The sequence below is a fragment of the Streptomyces sp. CNP082 genome (assembly GCF_059570535.1).
In genome coordinates, this window is sequence record NZ_JCANSZ010000008.1 from 133,077 (window position 1) to 151,462 (window position 18,386).

An 18,386-nucleotide genomic window follows, 5' to 3' on the forward strand; every position below is an offset into this window, starting at 1 on the left:
GCCGTACGGGCCGTCAGTGCGCCGCCGTTTCGCTCTCCACCCACGCCAGGTACCCGGCGCTGCCGTGGGTGACCGGGGTGGCGATGATCTCCGGTTCGTCGTAGTCGTGGGCCGTACGCAGGTGGGTCTCCAGCTCCGCGTACCGCGCGGCCGTCGTCTTGAGCAGCACCTGCCACTCCGTCTGCTCCTCGACCGCTCCCTGCCAGTGGTAGACCGACGTGACCGGCGAGCTCACCTGCGCGCACGCCGCCAGTCCGGCCTCCACCGCCCCGCGGGCCAGCGCCTCGGCCTTCTCGCGGGCGTCCGTCGTCGTGAGCACCGTCAGAAAGTCCGTCATGACCACTGATCGTAGGCGAGCTTGGCGACCAGTCCCACGACCGTGACGACCAGCACCCCGCGCACGAAGCCGCTGCCCTTCTTCAGTGCCATGTGCGCGCCGAGCCAGCCGCCGCCGAGGTTGAAGACCGCCAGCAGCGCGGCCAGCGACCAGAGCACCGTGCCCTGGACCGAGAACATCACGAGTGCGCCGAAGTTGGTGCACACGTTCACGATCTTGGCGGTGGCGGACGCCAGTACGAGGTTCATCTGCAGGACGGCGGTCAGCGCGAGGACCAGGAAGGTGCCCGTACCCGGGCCTATCAGCCCGTCGTAGAAGCCGATGCCAAGACCCGCCAGCACCACCGCGGCGGCCACCCGGCGCGCCGTCACCGGGCCGGTCGCGGGGGCGTCCGTGCCGAACGACGGGCGCAGCACGACGAACGCGAGCACCGCGAGCAGCACCCCCATGATCACCGGCCGCAGCACGTCGCTGCTCACCCCGGCGGCGAAGAACGCCCCCAGCGCGGAGCCGGCGAGCGCCGCCGCCCCGATACGGCCGGCCAGCCGCACGTCGACCGGGGACCTGCGGGCGTACGTCACCGCCGCGGCGGAGGTGCCGACGATGGCCACGGCCTTGTTCGTACCGAGCAGATACGCGGGCTGGTGCTGCGGGAAACCGAGGAGCAGCGCGGGCAGCAACAGCAGCCCGCCGCCGCCGACCACGGCGTCGATCCAGCCTGCCGCGGCGGCGGCGACACACAGCACGACCAGGGTCAACAGGGATATGTCGGGCATGATCGGGCGAGCGTAACCCGAGGTGGGGAGGGGCCCGGTCGGCGGGGTGGAACCGGGGATCGCGCCGGGGGCGTTCAAGGGGTGGGAGGGGGAGTTCTTCGTGGGGATTCTCTGGGGGGACCGGGCGATACGGCTGGCGGTACGGATACGGAGGCTGCTGCCGGGGGCGCGGGGGCGGCGGCCGGGCGGGGGGCTGCTGCCGGGGGTGCGGTCGCGAGGGCCGGGGGTGCGGTCGCGTGGGCCGGGGGTGCCGGTGCTGCGGTCGCGGGGGCCGGTGGTGCCGTCGCGGGGGTGGGTGCTGCCGGAGTTGCGGTGGCCGGGGCCGCGGGAGTTGTCGGAGTACGGGCTGCGGTCGGCGCTCCGGTCCCGGTTGCCGCGGACGCTGGCCGGGCGGCGGCGGGCGCTGCGCGTCGCGGCGCTGGGCTGCGTCCTCGCCCTGCTGCCCTCGGCGTGGCTCTTCGTCGCCGCCGGGAACCGCGTCGTCGCCGCCGAGCGGGCGCCGCACGCCCCGGTGGCCCTCGTCTTCGGCGCCGGCCTGTGGGGCGAGGAGCCGTCCCCGTACCTCGCGCACCGGCTCGACACCGCCGCCGAGCTGTACGAACTGGGCAAGGTCGACGCCATCCTCGTCAGCGGCGACAACAGCACCCGCGACTACAACGAGCCCACCGCCATGCGGCGCTACCTCGTCGACCGCGGCATCCCCGCCGAGGCCGTCGTCCGCGACCACGCCGGCTTCGACACCTGGGACTCCTGCGCCCGCGCCCACCGCGTCTTCGGCGTCGACCGGGCACTGCTCGTCAGCCAGGGCTTCCACATCCGCCGGGCGCTGGCGCTGTGCCGGGCGGCGGGGATCGACGCGTACGGGGTCGGGGTGGCCGAGCCGCACCGGGCGACCTGGTACTACGGGGGACTGCGGGAGATCCCCGGCGCGGTGAAGGCGGCGTACGACGTGGTCTTCACCCCGGACCCGCACTTCCTGGGCCCGCGGGAGCGGGCGGTGGACGAGGCGGTGGCGGCGGGGCGGTAGGCGGCGGCGGGTGCCCGGCCGCGCGCGGCGGGGCGGTCGGGGCTGATGGGGATCGTCCGCCGTGCCGGCGGTGGACGTTCAGCGGACGAGTTGGAGGGCCTGCTTCATCAGGTCGTCGTCGTTGAGGGTGAAGGTGCCGGTGTGGAGTACGTCGTGGCCGTACATCTGCGTGGCCAGTGCGATACGGCGGTCCAGGCGCAGGCTCCAGCCGGTGCTCTTGACATCGAGGCGGGGGCCGGAGCCGCCGATGCGGGCGGACCATCCGGTGCAGATCACCCAGCCGGCGCAGGCGTTCTCGTGGCCGCCGCGGGAGCCGTAGAGGCCCTGGGGGTGGTGGTCGGCGGCGACTGCCAGCAGGTCGGGGTGCTCCAGCTCCGGCACCGGGAGGACGCCGACGATGGCGGTGGTGCCGAAGTGGTCGGTGGTGGTGTAGGCGAGGAGGCAGCGGTGGTCTGGCCAGTGGTGGGTGAGCGGGAAGACGGTGACGCGGCCGGTGCCGGTCTGCTCGCTGCCCATGCTGCTCCTGTCGGTCTGTGTCGGCCCCCGCGGCACGGTAGCCGCGGGGACTGACATTTCGCGGTATGTCAGCGGTGGCCGGGGGACGGGTTGCCGCCTCCGCCGTCGCCGTCCTCGATGTCGGTGTTGTCGTCCTCGTCGCCCGGGTCGCCCCAGGCGGCGGGGTTGATCGTCAGCGGGTTGTTGAAGGTCATCGGGTGTGCCTCCTCTCCGGCGCGCCCCGGACCGCCCGGGGCGGTGGTGCGGCGCCCCGCCTGCCGGGCCGGCAGGTTGCGGCAGGCGGGGGCGCGTCGGGCCGGGCCGATGTGCGGTCGGTCGGCCGGAGCCCGCCCCCTGGCCGGAGGATTCGGCCGGCCAGGGGGCGGGAGTTCAGTGGGCGGGGTGCCGGCGGATGAGGACGGAGCAGTCGGTGGCGGCCGAGTCGTCGCCGCGGTTGCGCGCGTCCCGGCGCTCCTTGCCGAGCTGGCTGCACGTCTCGCAGCCGCGGACGGGCTGCGCTTCCCTGCCGTCGCGGACCGCGAGGACCACGGGCGGCTCAGGACAGGTCCGACGGCCGCGTGCGCCCCCCGCATCGGCGGTCACGGTCACCGCCTCCCCTTACAGCGCGGGCACTCGCACGGCGGCATGGTGCTGTTAAGCAGGGGAGGCAGGCAGTCGCGGGCGTAGAAATTCTTCTCGCGCCCCCAGGTGCGCCCGCTGTCGCGGGACACGCGCAGGGTCAGCAACGGACGTTCAGACGCCGACGGCGCCTCTGCATGGGCGGCCATACCCAGGAAGGTAGGGAAGCACGGCGGCGTGTTGGAGAACGGTTACACAGAATTACGCGCGTCTTGAGATGTCCTGGTGTGCTACCGCAACGCGCCCTTGACAGCGTCACCTCACCGGCTGAACGTGGTGAAATTCCCCGTAACCAGCTCGCGAGACAAGAAGGTTGCCACGACCATTCGATTCGTTGGGATCGACCCGGAGACGGACGAAGACGGATGCCCCACAGTGTGGGTCGCCCCAGAGGCGGGAGACTTACTCATCCAGAGCTACTCCGCCGACGACGAGACGACTGCTGCCTGCGACAGCACATCACCGGCGCGATCGCCGAAGCCGCCGGAGGAGACCATCATCAGGATCCCGCACAGGATGATCCCCGCACTCAGGAGGGCGTGCGATGAACTCGATTCCGGAGTTCGGTGAACTCCTCGCCGGCGCCAAGCAGTCCGCCGTCCGCCTGGAGATGCGCGATCAGTATTTCTCGAACCCGCGCTTCGAGGCGTGGCAGCGCGGTCACCGCGTCGACTGGGAGGACCGCGCCTCCTGGTGGCGGCCGTTCCACGACGACGTCGCAGCCGCTGTCTCCCGCGGCGTGTCGATGCGCCGGGCCCGGGCAGTCAGCGAGCCGGTGAGCGACTACATCCGCTGGGAGCACTACGTCACCACCGCCAACGTCAAGGCCGGCGAGCTGGTGCGATGGCTACCGCGGCGCCACACCGCGGACCTGCTCCTCCCCGCCTGCGACTTCTGGATCCTCGACGACCGGCTCATCCGCATCCACCAATTCTCCGGTGACGGACAGTGGGTCGACAAGGAGTTGCAGGATGATCCGTCCCTCGTCGGGCGCTGCGCTGCGGCGTTCGAGAAGGTCTGGGCGCGCGCGATCCCGCACGACGAGTACGAGATCCAGTAGCCCCGATGCCCCTGTCCCCATCGTCCAGAGCCCATGAGGCGCGCGCAGCTCTCGCGGCCCGGCTGCGAGAGCTGCGCCTGGACGCGGGAATCACCAGCAAGGAACTCGCCGCGCGCTGCGGCTGGTCGGTCGCCAAGCCGTCACGTATCGAGAACGCCCACACCGCCCCGTCCGACGCCGACATACGCGCCTGGTGCACCGCGTGCCACGCCGAGGAGCAGGCGCCCGACCTCATCGCCGCCAACCGGCAGGCCGACCAGATGTACGTCCAGTGGCGGCGGCTCCAACGCACCGGACTGCGCCGACTGCAGGAAGCCGCCGCACCGCTGTACGAACGCACCCGGGCCTTCCGCACCTACGCCTCGAACGTCGTACCCGGCTACCTGCAAACACCGGCCTACGCCACCGCGCTGATGGGCACCATCGCCGGCTTCCGCGGCACCCCGGACGACGTGAGCGAGGCCGTGGCCGCGCGCATGCGGCGCTCACGGGTAATCCGCGAAGGCGACCACCGCTTCGCGGTACTCGTCGAGGAACACGTGCTGAACCATCGCCTCGGCGACGCGGGCGTGATGTCGGGCCAGTTGGGCAACCTGCTCGCGTGCATGACGCTGCCCGCGGTCTCCCTCGGCATCGTGCCCACTGCCACGCCGCGGGAGACGGTCATGTGGCCGCTGGAGGCGTTCACGATCTTCGATGACTCGCAGGTCAACATTGAACTGCTGGCCGCGCGCGTGCGAGTCACCGCGCCCAGCGAGATCGAGTTGTACGAGCAGGCGTTCGCGAAGTTCACACAGCTTGCTGTGTACGGCGCGGAAGCGCGGGCGCTGATCCTCAAGGCGATCGAAGCGCTGGGCTGAGAGCACGACGAATCGCCCCCTGCATGGCCGTGCAGGGGGCGATTCGTCATGTCGCTCAGACCTCGAGGCGACCCGCGCGGACGGCGGCAACGAGCCCGGCGAGCTGGTCGCGGGTCAGCAGCAGCGCCGGTCCTGACGGGTCCTTGCTGTCGCGCACCACGACGGACTGCTCATCGATGATGCCGACCTCGACGCAGTCGCCTTGCGCGCCGCTGTGGCTGGACTTCCACCAGGCCACGGCGAGGGCTGAGGCGTTGCCTATGTGGTTCATGCGTGATCCCTCATCTCTGCGATTAGTTTGGCGGACGCCTCGACCGGCAGGGCGGCAGCCCGTAGCCGGCTGAGGGCGTCCCGGTAGACGCTGACCAGTTCCCGGTCCTCGATGTACGAGGCCGCGGTCAGGCTTTCCGAGTGCGCCACGTCGACATCCCGGTTTCCCTCGAAGCCGAGCACGATGCGGTCCGGCTCCAGCCCGATCTTGTGCGGGTGGATGCAGGTCAGCGAAGTGTGCGGTCCCGCGCCGCCCGCCGGCCGCTCACAGCCCCGGCCCGCCGGCGCTGAGGGCAGCGTTGCGCGGCGGAAACAGGAGTGATTCGGCGGGGTAACGGGTTCGCCGCAGGGTGGATGCATGAGCCCGACCGTGTCCGTACCCGCAGCTTCGGCGACCGACGCCGCCTCCGCCGAGGGACGCCGCGTCGTGATCGTCGGCGGCGGCATGGCCGGTACCCGGCTCGCCCGGCAGCTCGCGCCCGCCGGGGCGCGGGTGACGCTCGTCGGGGAGGAGCCGCACGCCGCGTACAATCGGGTGCTGCTCGCAGAGGTTCTCGCCGGGCGCTACGAACCGGGCGTGATCCGCCTCCCCGACCTCCCGGCGGCCCCGGCCGTCCGCACACTGCGCGGCGTGCGCGTGGTCCGCGTCGACCGCGCCGCGCGCCGGGTGCAGTGCGACGACGGGCGGGCCGTGCCGTACGACGTGCTGGTCCTGGCCACCGGCGCCGGTCCTGTGCTGCCGCCGCTGCGCGGGCTGTTCGACGACGAAGGCGGCGCGCTGCCGGCGGGAGTGCACCCCTTCCGCACCATGGACGACTGCCTTGCGCTCGCCGCGGGCACGACACGCGGCACGGCGGCCGTCGTGGTCGGCGGCGGGCTGCTCGGCGTCTCGGCGGCGCGGGCGCTGGCGCTCCGCGGGGCGCGGGTGGTGCTGGCGCAGCAGGGGGAGCGGCTGATGGAGCGGCACCTCGACCCGGCCGCGGCGCGACTGCTGCGGACGCACCTGGAGGACCTGGGGGTGGAGGTGCACACAGAGTGCCGGGTACGGGGGGTGTGTACGAGCCCGGCGCCGCCGAGCGGCGCGGGCCGTACGCCAGCGCCTCGGGCCCGTGAGGCCCGGGGCGTCGATGTGGGCGACGGTTCGGCCGCGGCTCCGGCGGGCCGTCGGGGTGCCGATGCGGGTGATGGCTTGGCCGCGGCTCCGGCCGGCACCCCGGGTATCGACGCCGGCGACGGCCCCGCCGCGCCTGCGGTCCGCGCCACCTCCACCCCGGCCGGCACCGCTGTGTCTTCCGCCCCAGCCGGTACCGCAGCCCCCGCCCCTCCCGCCGCAGCCTCCGCGGTGCGCGCCCCCGGCCCCGGCACCCGTACCGTCACCGGCGTCGAACTCGCCGACGGCTACGTTCTCGACGCCGAGGTCGTCGTCCTCGCTTGCGGCGTCCGCCCCCGCGTCGGGCTCGCCCGGGCCGCGGGGCTCGACGTCGCGAAGGGCGCCGTCGTGGACGACGAGCTGCGCACCAGCGACCCGGCGATCCATGCCATCGGCGACTGCGCCGAGCACGCCGGCGTCCTCTACGGCCTCGCCGCCCCCGCCCTCGACCAGGCCGACCTGCTCGCCCGGGTCCTCACCGGCTCCCGCAGCGAGGGCGGCGGCCCGCCCCGCTACGCCGGCACCCGCGCGCTGACCCGCCTCACCCTCCCCGCAGGGGAGCGCCCCCTCGACCTCGCCGCCTTCGGCGAGACCGAGCCCGCGCCCGGCGACGACGTCGTGCACCTCGCCGACGCCACCCGCCGCGTCTACCGCAAGGTCGTCGTCCGCGCCGACCGCCTCGTCGGCGGCATCCTCCTCGGCGACCTCGGCGCCGTCGGCACCCTCGCCCGCGCCTGGGAGGGCGACGCCCCGCTGCCCCCCGGCACCCCGCTGCACCACCTGCTCACCGACCACCTCGGAGGCTCCTGACGATGGCGACCACGCCCACTTCCCCGACGCCCCCGCCCCGGACGATCGTGCTCGTCGGGCACGGCATGGTCGGGCAGCGGTTCCTCGAAGCCCTCGCCGAGCACCGCGTCACCGAGACCGCCCGCGTCGTCGTCTTCTGCGAAGAGCCCCGCCCCGCCTACGACCGCATGCACCTCACCTCCTACTTCTCCGGCACCACCCCCGACGGGCTCTCCCTCACCCCCGACGGCTTCACGGCCGAGCACGGCATCGAACTCCACGTCGGCGACCCCGTCGTCGCCGTCGACCGCGCCGCGCGCACCGTCACCTCCGCCGCCGGCCGCACCGTCCCGTACGACGTGCTGGTGCTGGCCACCGGCTCGTACCCGTTCGTCCCGCCGGTCCCCGGCAAGGACGCCCGCGGCTGCTTCGTCTACCGCACGGTCGAGGACGTCCTCGCCATCGAGGCGTACGCGCAGGGCGCGAGCGCCGGCGTCGTCGTCGGCGGCGGGCTGCTCGGGCTGGAGGCGGCCGGCGCGCTGCGGGGGCTGGGGCTGCAGACGCACATCGTGGAGTTCGCGCCGCGGCTCATGCCCGTCCAGGTCGACGAGGGCGGCGGCGCCGCGCTGCGCCGCACCATCGGCGACATGGGGCTCGACGTGCACACCGGCGTCGCCGGGAAGGAGATCCGCACCGACGCCGCGGGCGCGGTGGCGGCGATGGAGCTGTCGGACGGCTCGGCGGTCGCCGCGGACCTCGTCGTCTTCTCCGCCGGGGTACGGCCCCGCGACCAACTCGCCCGCGACGCGGGCCTGGACGTCGGCGAGCGCGGCGGCGTCGCCGTGGACGAGCGGTGCCGTACCTCCGATCCCGCGGTCTTCGCCATCGGCGAGTGCGCGCAGGCCGCGGACGGCCGGGTCTACGGTCTGGTGGCCCCCGGGTACGACATGGCGGAGACCGCCGCCGCCGCGATCGCCGCCCAACAGGCCGCGGAGCCCGGCGCCAAGACCTTCACCGGCGCCGACACCTCCACCAAGCTCAAGCTCCTCGGTGTCGGCGTCGCCTCCTTCGGCGACGCCCTCGGCACCGCCGCCGGCAGCCTCGACGTCGTCTACTCCGACTCCCGCGCCGGCCTGTACAAGAAGCTCGTCGTCGACCGCGACGGCACCCTCCTCGGCGGCGTCCTCGTCGGCGACACCGACGCGTACGGCATGCTCCGCCCGCTCACCGGCAGCGTGCCGCCCGTCCCGCCCGAGCAGCTCGTGCTGCCCCCGGGTGCCGGCGCCCCCGCCGCCCTCGGCCCGTCCGCGCTCCCCGACGACGCCGTCGTCTGCAACTGCCACAACGTCACCAAGGCCACCATCCGCGGCGCCGTCGCCGACCACGACTGCACCACCGCCCGCGAGGTCGAGAAGTGCACCCGCGCCGGCTCCGGCTGCGGCTCGTGCGTGAAGGTCGTCGGCGCGCTCGTCAACGATGAGCTGGAGGCCCGCGGCGTCGCCGTCGACAAGGGCCTGTGCCAGTGCTTCGCGCACACCAGGACCGAGCTGTACGAGATCGTCCGCGTCAAGCGCATCAGCTCGTACGTCCGCCTCCTCGACGAGCACGGCCGCAAGGAGGCCCGCAGCGGCGACGGCTGCGAGGTCTGCAAGCCGGCCGTCGCCTCGATCCTCGCCTCCCTCGCGCCCGTCATCGGCGCCGACGGCTACGTACTCGACGGCGAACAGGGCGCGCTGCAGGACACCAACGACCACTTCCTCGCCAACCTCCAGCGCAACGGCTCCTACTCCGTCGTCCCGCGCGTGCCCGGCGGCGAGATCACCCCGGAGAAGCTGATCGTGCTCGGCGAGGTGGCGCGCGACTTCGGGCTCTACACGAAGATCACCGGCGGCCAGCGCGTCGACCTCTTCGGCGCCCGCGTCGACCAGCTCCCCGCCATCTGGGCCCGCCTGGTCGACGCCGGGTTCGAGTCCGGGCACGCCTACGGCAAGGCGCTGCGTACCGTCAAGTCCTGCGTCGGGTCCACCTGGTGCCGCTACGGCGTGCAGGACAGCGTCCGCATGGCCATCGATCTGGAGCTGCGCTACCGCGGGCTGCGCTCGCCGCACAAGCTGAAGGCCGCCGTCTCCGGCTGCTCGCGGGAGTGCGCCGAGGCGCAGGGCAAGGACTTCGGCGTCATCGCCACCGCGAACGGCTGGAACCTGTACGTCTGCGGCAACGGCGGCGCCACCCCCCGCCACGCCGACCTGCTCGCCCAGGACCTCGCCGACGACGAGCTGATACGGACCATCGACCGGTTCCTGATGTTCTACGTCCGCACCGCCGACCGGCTGGAGCGCACCTCGGTGTGGCTGGAGCGGCTGCCGGGCGGCCTCGGCCACCTGCGGGACGTCGTCGTCGCCGACTCGCTCGGCATCGGGGCGGAACTGGAGGAGCTGATGGCCGCGCACGTCGCGCACTACCGCGACGAGTGGGCCGCCACCCTGGCCGACCCCGAGCGGCTGGCGCGCTTCGTGTCGTTCGTCAACGCGCCGGGCGTGCCGGACCCCAGCGTGCGGTTCGTCCCCGAACGCGACCAGGTCAAGCCCGACCTCACCCTGCTGTCAGGACCCGAGATCCCGGTGCGCGGGACGCTGGAAGGAGCCTCCGCATGACGACGGCAACAACAACGACGGAGGCGCCGCCCCGGACCGTGCGGCGCGTCGAGATCCGCACCGCGGCCGGCTGGCACCCGGTGTGCGACCTCGGTCTGCTCACCCACGGCCGCGGCGTCGCCGCGCTCCTCCCGGACGGCACGCAGGCCGCGGTCTTCCTCGGCCGCACCGGCGCCGCCTACGCGATCGGCAACCGCGACCCGTTCACCGGCGCGTACGTGCTGTCGCGCGGGCTGCTGGGCTCCGCCAACGGGCGGGCGTTCGTGGCGTCGCCGCTGCTGAAGCAGCGGTTCGACCTGGAGACGGGGCGGTGCCTGGACGACGAGGAGGTGACGGTGCCGGCGTATGCGGCGCGGATCGCGGAGGTGGCGGCGTAGCGGCGGGTACGGGCCCTCAGACGCGGGCAGGCGGCGCTGTCGGTGGGGCGGCCTACCCTTGGGTGGGAGTGCGGGGTTGAGTGGGCAGGGGTGGAACGGGCGAGGTGGAACCGGCCCGCACCCACCCGTGCCGTCCCGGAGCGGCGCGGACCGCCGCCGGCCCGGCATGGCCGTCGGGCTACCGTTCCGTCCATGGGGTACACCGACGCCGACCTCGCACGCTGGGCCCCCGAGCCCGACAAGCGCCCCGGCCGCACCGCCTTCCAGCGCGACCGCGCCCGCGTGCTGCACTCCGCCGCCCTGCGCCGGCTCGCCGGCAAGACCCAGGTCGTCACGCCCGGCGTCAGCGACGACGGCGAGGGCGAGGGCGAGGGCGACCAGACCGTGACGTTCGCCGACGCCACGCCCCGCACCCGCCTCACGCACTCGCTGGAGTGCGCCCAGGTCGGCCGCGAGCTGGGCGCGGCCCTCGGCTGCGACCCCGACCTCGTCGAGACCGCGTGCCTCGCGCACGACCTGGGGCACCCGCCGTTCGGGCACAACGGGGAGCAGGTGCTCGACGAGCTGGCCGCACCCTGCGGCGGCTTCGAGGGCAACGCGCAGTCGCTGCGCCTGCTCACCCGGCTGGAGCCCAAGCGCTTCACCGACGGCGGCCGGCCCGTCGGGCTCAACCTCACCCGGGCGGCCCTGGACGCCGCCACCAAATACCCCTGGCCGCGCGGCGGCCACCCGGCGGGGCCGGACGCGGCCAAGTTCGGCGTCTACCCCGACGACCTGCCGGTCTTCACCTGGCTGCGCGAAGGCGCGCCGGGTCCCGGGGTCTGCTTCGAGGCGCAGGTCATGGACTGGTCCGACGACGTGGCCTACTCCGTGCACGACGTCGAGGACGGCCTGCACGCCGGCCACCTCGACCCCGCGGTGCTGCTCGCCGGGCCGGAGCGCGCCGAGGTTTTCGCCGCCGCCGCCGCGCGGTACGCCCCGGGCACGGACACCGCCGAACTCGCCGACGCCCTCGACCGGCTGCTGGCCCAGGACTGGTGGCCGCACGGCTACGACGGCACCGCCGCCGCGCAGGCCCGCCTCAAGGACGCCACCAGTCAGCTCATCGGCCGCTTCTGCCTCGCGGCCGAGGGCGCGACGCGCGCCGCGTACGGCTCGGGCCCGCTGACCCGCTACGCCGCCGAGCTGATCGTGCCGCGCGCGGAGCGGCTGGAGTGCGCGGTGCTCAAGGCGGTCGCGGACCGGTTCGTGATGCAGCGGCCGGACCAAGAGCGGCTGCGGGCGGAGCAGCGGGTGGTGCTGGGGGAGCTGGCCGAGGCGCTGACGGCGCGGGCGCCGGAAGGTCTTGACCCGCAGTTCCGGGCGCTGTACGGAGAGGCGGCGGGTGACGCGGGGCGGCTGCGGGCCGTCGTCGACCAGATCGCGGCGCTGACGGACGCGGCGGCGCGGCGGCTGCACGCGCGGCTGACGGAGCGCGGTTGACGGGGCGGCGGGGCTGACGGGGCGGGGCTGACGGGGCAGGGCGCGGGTGGCTGACCGGGCGGGGCGGGGCGGGGTGCGGCGGCGGCGCAGGTCGTACGTCACGACCCAGCCGTGACACGTGTCACGGCTAACGGCGCGGCGTGGCTGCGGCGCACGTCGTACGGGACGGCGGGCCGCCGTGATCGCGATGAACGCCACGACCGCCATGACCGCCGCGAGGGTGAACGGCGAGATCCGGCCACCGGCGCGCTGGCGGGTGCGGGGGCGGGCGGCCCGCCGGGGGCGCCCCCGGCCGCGTACCGGGGTCAGGCACCGTCCCCGTACCCGCCCATCACCGCCCCCACCAGCCCGGTTGCCCACCACCCGCCCCTGCGCCGCCGCCGGGTCCGCACCGCCCTGCGCCCGGCCCGCGCCGCCCGCCACCCGGCTCGCCCGCGGAGCCCTGGCGCGCCTCCCCCTTCCGCCCCCACGCCTGTGTGCGGGAGGCTCGCGGTGGCGGCAACACGGCCACGGACACGGCAAAATGGATGGTCGGGGCCCGGGAGCTAGGAGGAGTGAAGTGGTCGACGCAGATCAGACGTTCGTCATCGTCGGAGGAGGACTGGCCGGTGCCAAGGCAGCGGAGACGCTGCGATCCGAAGGGTTCACCGGCCGGGTCATCCTCATCGGCGATGAGCGCGACCACCCGTACGAGCGACCGCCGCTGTCCAAGGGCTACCTCCTCGGCAAGGAAGAGCGCGACAGCGTCTTCGCGCAGCCGTCCGGCTGGTACGCGGAGGCGGAGGTCGAGCTGCACCTCGGGCAGACCGTCACCGCGCTGGACCGCGCTGCGAAGACCGTGACCCTCGGCGACGGCACCCGGGTGCACTACGACAAGCTGCTCCTGGCCACCGGCGCCGAGCCCCGCCGGCTCGACATCCCCGGCACCGACCTCGCCGGCGTCCACCACCTGCGCCGCCTCGCCCACGCCGAGCTGCTGCGCGGTGTCCTGGCCGCCCTCGGCCGCGACAACGGGCAGCTCGTCATCGCCGGCGCCGGCTGGATCGGCCTGGAGGTGGCCGCGGCGGCGCGCTCGTACGGGGCGGAGGTCACCATCGTCGAGCCGGAGCCCACGCCGCTGCACGGGGTCGTCGGCCCGGAGATCGGCCAGGTCTTCATCGACCTGCACAGCGAGCACGGCGTGCGGTTCCACTTCGGCGCGCGGCTGACGGAGATCACCGGCCGGGACGGCATGGTGCTGGCCGCGCTCACCGACGACGGCGAGGAGCACCCGGCGCACGACGTGCTCGCCGCCATCGGCGCCGCCCCGCGCACCGCGCTCGCCGAGGCCGCCGGGCTCGACGTCGCGCCGCGCGCGGAGGGCGGCGGCATCGCCACCGACGCCTCGCTGCGCACCTCGGACCCGAACGTCTACGCCACCGGCGACGTCGCCTCCTTCCCCCACCCCGCCGCCTCTCTCGCCGCCGGCTCCCATGCCGCCGGCTCCCATGCCGCAAACGGCGGCCGGCTCCGGGTGGAGCACTGGGCGAACGCGCTCAACGGCGGCCCGGCCGCGGCCCGCGCCATGCTCGGGCAGGACGTGACGTACGACCGGGTGCCGTACTTCTTCTCCGACCAGTACGACATGGGCCTGGAGTACTCGGGATACGCGCCGCCCGGGTCGTACGACCAGGTGGTGTGCCGCGGGGACGTGGGGCGGCGGGAGTTCATCGCCTTCTGGCTGAAGGAGGGCCGGGTGCTCGCGGGGATGAACATGAACGTGTGGGACGTCACCGAGGGCACCCAGAACCTGATCCGCTCCGGCGCGCGGGTCGACACGGAGCGCCTGGGCGACCCGGGGGTGGCGCTGGGGGACCTGATCGCGTAGGGCCCCGGGTCCCGGCCGCGGCGGGCCCGCGAGCGTCGTCCGCGACGGTCGCGGGCGGCCCCGTCCGCGTACCGCGGGCCCGCGCCTGCGTGCGTCCGGGGCGCCGCGGTACGGGCAACGCCCGCCCGCCCGGCGGGAGTCCCGCGGCCCCGGCCTATCCTCGGCCCATGGCTATCCGCACCGCTCAGGCCGACGTCGCTGAGATCTTCGCACTGCGCCACTCCGTGCTGCTCCCCGGCCGCCCGCCCGCCGAGGCGGAGTTCGCGGAGGACGCCGCGCCGGGCGCCTTCCACCTCGCGGCGTACGACCCGAACGGCGCGGTCGCGGCCTGCGTCTCCTTCTGCTCAGCACCCCTCCCCGGCGAGGACACCCCCGCCTACCGCTTCCGCGGCATGGCCAGCGCCCCCGCCGTCCGCGGCCAGGGCTACGGCGTCGCCGTCCTCACCGCGGGGCTCACCGAGTCGGCGGCCCGCGGCGCGCACCTGGTCTGGTGCAACGCCCGTACGTCGGCCGCCGGGTTCTACCTCGGGCACGGCTTCGAGGTCCGCGGCGAGGAGTTCGTCATCGAGGGCGTGGGCCCCCACGTCGTGATGACCGCCAAGCTCACGCCCGCCGGCTGACCGAGGGCCGACCGGCGGCTGACCGAGGGCCGGCGCCCGGTGCGGCGGCGGCTGCGGAGGCCGCGGCGGCGGGGCGCGGGGCTGTCGGCGCCCGGCCGTAGACTGCACTCGTGGCAGGCAGGATCAACGACGACGACGTACGGGCGGTCAGGAACGCGGTTCCGATCGACGCCGTCGTCTCGGAGTATCTGCAGCTCCGCCCGGGCGGCGGCGGGAACCTCAAGGGACTGTGTCCCTTCCATGACGAGAAGTCCCCTTCCTTCCATGTGAGTCCGGCCAAGGGGCTCTACCACTGCTTCGGCTGCCAGGAAGGCGGGGACACGGTCGACTTCGTCATGAAGGTCGAGCACCTGTCCTTCTCCGAGACCATCGAGCGCCTCGCCGCCCAGGCCGGCATCACCCTGCGGTACGAGGAAGGGGGCTACACCCCCGGCCGGCAGCAGGGCGAGCGGACCCGGCTGCTGGAAGCGCACAAGGCCGCCGCCCAGTTCTACGCGGAGCAGCTCGGCTCCGCGGGGGCGGAGATCGGGCGCGGGTTCCTCGCCGAGCGCGGCTTCGACCAGGCCGCGGCGGAGCGCTTCGGCGTGGGGTACGCGCCGGCGGGCTGGGACCACCTCACCCGCTTCCTGCGCGGCCGGGGCTTCACCGACAAGGAGCTGACGCTCTCCGGGCTCTCGCAGGACGGCCGCCGCGGGCCGATCGACCGCTTCCGGGGGCGGCTGATGTGGCCGATCCGGGACATCACGGGCGAGGTCGTCGGCTTCGGCGCCCGGCGGCTGCGCGAGGACGACAGCGGGCCGAAGTACCTGAACACGCCGGAGACCCCGATCTACCGCAAGTCCCAGGTGCTGTACGGGATCGACCTGGCCAAGCGGGACATCGGCAAGCAGGGCCGGGCGGTCGTCGTCGAGGGGTACACCGACGTGATGGCCTGCCACCTGTCCGGGGTGACGACGGCCATCGCGACGTGCGGCACCGCGTTCGGCGGCGAGCACGTGAAGATCCTGCGCCGGGTGCTGACGGACAACTCCCGCTCCGAGGTGGTCTTCACGTTCGACGGCGACGCGGCGGGGCAGAAGGCTGCGCTGCGCGCGTTCGAGGACGACCAGAAGTTCGCGGCCCGTACGTCGATCGCGGTCAGCCCCGGCGGCATGGACCCGTGCGACCTGCGGCTGGCGCAGGGCGACGAGGCGGTGCGGCAGCTCATCGAGGAGCGCTCGCCGCTCTTCGGGTTCGCGATCCGCTCGTTCGTCAGGCAGCACAATCTGGACACGGCGGAGGGCCGTTCGGCAGCGCTGGCGCAGGCGGCGCCGGTGGTGGCGCGGATCAAGGACGTGGCGATCCGGCACGAGTACGCGGTGCAGTTGGCGGGGATGCTGGGGATCCTGGACGAACGGTTCGTGGTGGACCGGGTCCGCCAGCTCGCGCGGTACGCGGCACAGGGCGGGGCGGGCCGGGGCTCGGGGCCGGGCCGCGCGCAGCGTCCAGGACCGGGCGGCCAGCCCCCGGCCCGCGGCGCGGGTACGCCACCGGCCGGCCCCGGAACCGCGGGCCCCTCCGGCGGCCCGGCGCTGTACATGAGGACCCCGGCCCTGCACCGGGAGCGCGAGCTGCTGAAGCTCGCCCTCCAGCACCCCAAGCTGGTCGCCCCCGCCTTCGACGCCTACCTCGCCGACGAGTTCACCGCCGCGCCGTATACGACGGTCCGCGCCGCCATCGAAGCGGCCGGCGGCGTCACCGACGCCGGCGACGGCGCCGCGTACCTGGCCCGCGTCCGCGACGCGGCCCCCGACGACGGCGTCCGGTCGCTGATCACGGAGCTGGCCGTCGAACCCATCCGCAGCCGCCGCGAACCGGACGCGATCTACGCGGGCGAACAACTGGCGGGCGTCCGCCTCGCGGCGGTCGACCGCCGCATCGCCGACGTCCGCAGCACGGTCCACCGCCTGGGCGCCCAGGGCCCCCCGGAGCAGTTCGAGGCGGCACAGCAGGAGCTGTGGACGCTCCAGCAGTACCGCGAATCCCTCCGCGCCCGCGGCGCGGCAGCGCTCTGACGCGGACGCGGAGGGCGGTGCCGGGTCAGCCGCCTTCGGCGGCGGTCTCCGGCGGGGTCATGCCGAGGTGCTCCATGATGGCCACCTGCCCGGACACCAGCACGCCGAGCACCTTGCCGTGCTCCAAGAGCATCTTGCTGTGCGCCTCAAGGATCTTGCCCTGCTCAAGCTGCGTCTGCCGCAGCGCCTGAAGGAGTTGTATGTCGGCGCGCCGCTGCTCCTGCAGCGCCGCCACGTCGCGGTCCGAGTTGACCGCCAGGTGCCGGGTGGCCGCCTGCTGTTCGGCCAGCTCGTGCACCTGTGCCTCCAACGCCTCCATACGTCGACGAATCTCGTCGATCTCGCCCATGAGCAGTGGTTCCTCTCGTGCTGAGGGCCCCAGTGTGACCACCGCTGCGCATGGCGGTCAAATCACCAGTGTGACCATAGGGTCACGCTGTGCGAGGAGTTGCGCTGCCCGGGGCGTGCACATTCGTCCGTTGCGTAACCATCCGGTCACGGGCCGGGCACAAAATGTGGTCGCACGCCCCTACTGCCAGGCGTGTGTCGTACCCCACACTGGGGGCGGTGCCTGAGTCCTCGGAGCGTGGCGGTGCTGCCCGGAAGGGGCGGCAAGCCGCCAGGGATCCGCTATCCACGATCGGGACGGAAGGCGGCGAGTACGCCGCAGCCGTTCCGCTGCCCCACGTCCCCGAACCGGCAGTGACCACCCTGGAGGTCGCCCCCGTGCAGACCCAGACCCTCAAGACTTCGCTACGGGCCGGGCACGAGGGCGCGCCCGACGTCCTGACCCTGCCGAACGGGGCTCCGGCGGGGCTCGACGAGCCCGGGGCCGGGAGTGAGCCGGCGCCCGCGCCGCCGCCGGCCTCCGCCGTGCGGCCCGAGCGCGGCGGGCCCACGTCCGACCTGTTCCGGCAGTATCTGCGCGAGATCGGCCGGATTCCGCTGCTCAGCGCCGCCGAGGAGGTGGAGCTGGCCCGGCGCGTCGAGGCCGGTCTCTTCGCCGAGGAGAAGCTGGCCGCCGAGCCGGACCTGATCACGCCGCTCGCGCTGGACCTGGACAAGCTCGTCGTGCTGGGCCGGATGGCCAAGCGCCGGCTGATCGAGGCGAACCTGCGCCTCGTCGTCTCCGTTGCCAAGCGGTACGTGGGCCGCGGGCTGACGATGCTCGACCTGGTGCAGGAGGGCAACCTCGGGCTGATCCGCGCGGTGGAGAAGTTCGACTACGCCCGCGGCTACAAGTTCTCCACGTACGCGACCTGGTGGATACGCCAGGCCATGTCCCGCGCCCTCGCCGACCAGGCCCGCACGATCCGGGTCCCGGTGCACGTCGTCGAGCTGATCAACCGGGTCGTCCGCGTCCAGCGCCGCATGCTCCAGGAGCGCGGCTACGAGCCGACGCCCGAAGAGGTGGGTGCTCATCTCGGGCTGCCCGAGGAGCGGGTGAGCGAGGTGCTGCGGCTGGCGCAGGAGCCCGTGTCGCTGCACGCGCCGGTCGGCGAGGAGGAGGACGTCGCGCTCGGCGACCTCATCGAGGACGGCGACGCCGCCTCCCCCGTGGAGTCGGCGGCGTTCCTGCTGCTGCGCGAGCACCTGGAGGCGGTGCTGTCCACGCTGGGCGAACGTGAGCGCAAGGTCGTGCAGTTGCGGTACGGGCTGATCGACGGCCGGCCGCGGACGCTGGAGGAGATAGGCCGCATCTTCGGCGTGACCCGCGAGCGGATCCGGCAGATCGAGTCCAAGACCCTCAACAAGCTGCGCGACCACGCCTTCGCTGACCAGCTCCGCGGCTACCTGGACTGAGGAACCGGTCCGGCCGACCGGGCGCGTGGGGCCTGTGAAGGACCCCCGACCGGCCGGACCGGCGCCTGCGAAGTTAACACCACCGGGGCCGTGTTGAAAGACTTTGCAAGCATCTTTCCTATGGGT

General features: G+C 73.9%; 19 protein-coding genes. 11 read left to right on the plus strand and 8 right to left on the minus strand.

Annotation, left to right across the window (positions count from 1 at the left end):
- Positions 1-13 precede the first annotated feature (13 nt).
- Entirely contained in the window at positions 14-337 is a 324-nt protein-coding gene (gene cutA, locus B124_RS10070) for a divalent-cation tolerance protein CutA (RefSeq protein WP_496502379.1), read from the minus strand.
- Positions 334-1,113, minus strand: a complete 780-nt coding sequence (locus B124_RS10075) for a sulfite exporter TauE/SafE family protein (protein WP_496502380.1) — start codon at positions 1,111-1,113, stop codon at positions 334-336. Before B124_RS10075 ends, cutA begins: the two co-directional genes overlap by 4 nt.
- A gap of 307 nt (positions 1,114-1,420) precedes the next feature.
- On the opposite strand from B124_RS10075, the gene B124_RS10080 reads away from it, so the two are divergent.
- On the plus strand, positions 1,421-2,140 hold the full coding sequence (locus tag B124_RS10080; RefSeq protein WP_496502461.1) for a SanA/YdcF family protein: 720 nt from the start codon (positions 1,421-1,423) through the stop codon (positions 2,138-2,140).
- 78 nt (positions 2,141-2,218) lie between these two features.
- Here B124_RS10080 and B124_RS10085 read toward each other — a convergent pair whose 3' ends face one another.
- The 3 genes from B124_RS10085 to B124_RS10095 form a co-directional block, all read right to left on the minus strand.
- Positions 2,219-2,656, minus strand: coding sequence for a hypothetical protein (locus tag B124_RS10085; RefSeq protein WP_496502381.1), 438 nt, complete (start codon positions 2,654-2,656; stop codon positions 2,219-2,221).
- Positions 2,657-2,724: 68 nt separating this feature from the next.
- Entirely contained in the window at positions 2,725-2,850 is a 126-nt protein-coding gene (locus B124_RS10090) for a hypothetical protein (protein WP_496502382.1), read from the minus strand.
- Between the two features lie 175 nt (positions 2,851-3,025).
- Complete coding sequence (locus B124_RS10095) at positions 3,026-3,184, minus strand: hypothetical protein (protein ID WP_496502383.1); 159 nt, start codon at positions 3,182-3,184, stop codon at positions 3,026-3,028.
- 634 nt (positions 3,185-3,818) lie between these two features.
- Here B124_RS10095 and B124_RS10100 point away from each other — a divergent pair.
- Positions 3,819-4,334 carry a DUF6879 family protein gene (locus B124_RS10100; RefSeq protein ID WP_496502384.1) on the plus strand — a complete coding sequence of 172 codons (516 nt, stop codon included), beginning with the start codon at positions 3,819-3,821 and terminating at the stop codon, positions 4,332-4,334.
- A gap of 5 nt (positions 4,335-4,339) precedes the next feature.
- A complete protein-coding gene (locus B124_RS10105) occupies positions 4,340-5,194 on the plus strand; it encodes a helix-turn-helix domain-containing protein (RefSeq protein WP_496502385.1) in 855 nt (284 codons plus the stop codon).
- A 55-nt stretch (positions 5,195-5,249) separates the two neighbouring features.
- Here the strand turns inward: B124_RS10105 and B124_RS10110 are convergent, their stop codons facing one another.
- Positions 5,250-5,465 (minus strand): DUF397 domain-containing protein, encoded by a 216-nt coding sequence (locus B124_RS10110; protein WP_496502386.1) that lies wholly within the window; start codon positions 5,463-5,465, stop codon positions 5,250-5,252.
- Positions 5,462-5,911 (minus strand): Scr1 family TA system antitoxin-like transcriptional regulator, encoded by a 450-nt coding sequence (locus B124_RS10115; RefSeq protein WP_496502387.1) that lies wholly within the window; start codon positions 5,909-5,911, stop codon positions 5,462-5,464. Before B124_RS10115 ends, B124_RS10110 begins: the two co-directional genes overlap by 4 nt.
- On the opposite strand from B124_RS10115, the gene B124_RS10120 reads away from it, so the two are divergent.
- From B124_RS10120 to dnaG, 7 genes are all read left to right on the plus strand, one after another.
- Positions 5,823-7,424: an NAD(P)/FAD-dependent oxidoreductase gene (locus B124_RS10120; protein ID WP_496502388.1), complete on the plus strand. Its 1,602-nt coding sequence runs from the start codon at positions 5,823-5,825 to the stop codon at positions 7,422-7,424. The genes B124_RS10115 and B124_RS10120 overlap by 89 nt on opposite strands.
- Before the next feature lie 2 nt (positions 7,425-7,426).
- A complete protein-coding gene (gene nirB / locus B124_RS10125; RefSeq protein ID WP_496502389.1) occupies positions 7,427-10,057 on the plus strand; it encodes a nitrite reductase large subunit NirB in 2,631 nt (876 codons plus the stop codon).
- Positions 10,054-10,434 (plus strand): nitrite reductase small subunit NirD, encoded by a 381-nt coding sequence (nirD, locus tag B124_RS10130; RefSeq protein ID WP_496502390.1) that lies wholly within the window; start codon positions 10,054-10,056, stop codon positions 10,432-10,434. Before nirB ends, nirD begins: the two co-directional genes overlap by 4 nt.
- 192 nt (positions 10,435-10,626) lie before the next feature.
- A complete protein-coding gene (locus tag B124_RS10135; protein ID WP_496502391.1) occupies positions 10,627-11,916 on the plus strand; it encodes a deoxyguanosinetriphosphate triphosphohydrolase in 1,290 nt (429 codons plus the stop codon).
- A 559-nt stretch (positions 11,917-12,475) separates the two neighbouring features.
- Positions 12,476-13,783 (plus strand): NAD(P)/FAD-dependent oxidoreductase, encoded by a 1,308-nt coding sequence (locus B124_RS10140; protein WP_496502392.1) that lies wholly within the window; start codon positions 12,476-12,478, stop codon positions 13,781-13,783.
- A 167-nt stretch (positions 13,784-13,950) separates the two neighbouring features.
- On the plus strand, positions 13,951-14,403 hold the full coding sequence (locus B124_RS10145; RefSeq protein ID WP_496502393.1) for a GNAT family N-acetyltransferase: 453 nt from the start codon (positions 13,951-13,953) through the stop codon (positions 14,401-14,403).
- 110 nt (positions 14,404-14,513) lie between these two features.
- The gene (gene dnaG, locus B124_RS10150) at positions 14,514-16,457 is read left to right on the plus strand and encodes a DNA primase (RefSeq protein WP_496502394.1); all 1,944 of its coding nucleotides are present in this window, start codon (positions 14,514-14,516) and stop codon (positions 16,455-16,457) included.
- A 25-nt stretch (positions 16,458-16,482) separates the two neighbouring features.
- Here the strand turns inward: dnaG and B124_RS10155 are convergent, their stop codons facing one another.
- Positions 16,483-16,806, minus strand: coding sequence for a hypothetical protein (locus B124_RS10155; RefSeq protein ID WP_496502395.1), 324 nt, complete (start codon positions 16,804-16,806; stop codon positions 16,483-16,485).
- 353 nt (positions 16,807-17,159) lie between these two features.
- On the opposite strand from B124_RS10155, the gene B124_RS10160 reads away from it, so the two are divergent.
- A complete protein-coding gene (locus B124_RS10160) occupies positions 17,160-18,260 on the plus strand; it encodes an RNA polymerase sigma factor (RefSeq protein ID WP_496502396.1) in 1,101 nt (366 codons plus the stop codon).
- The last annotated feature ends 126 nt before the right edge of the window (positions 18,261-18,386 follow it).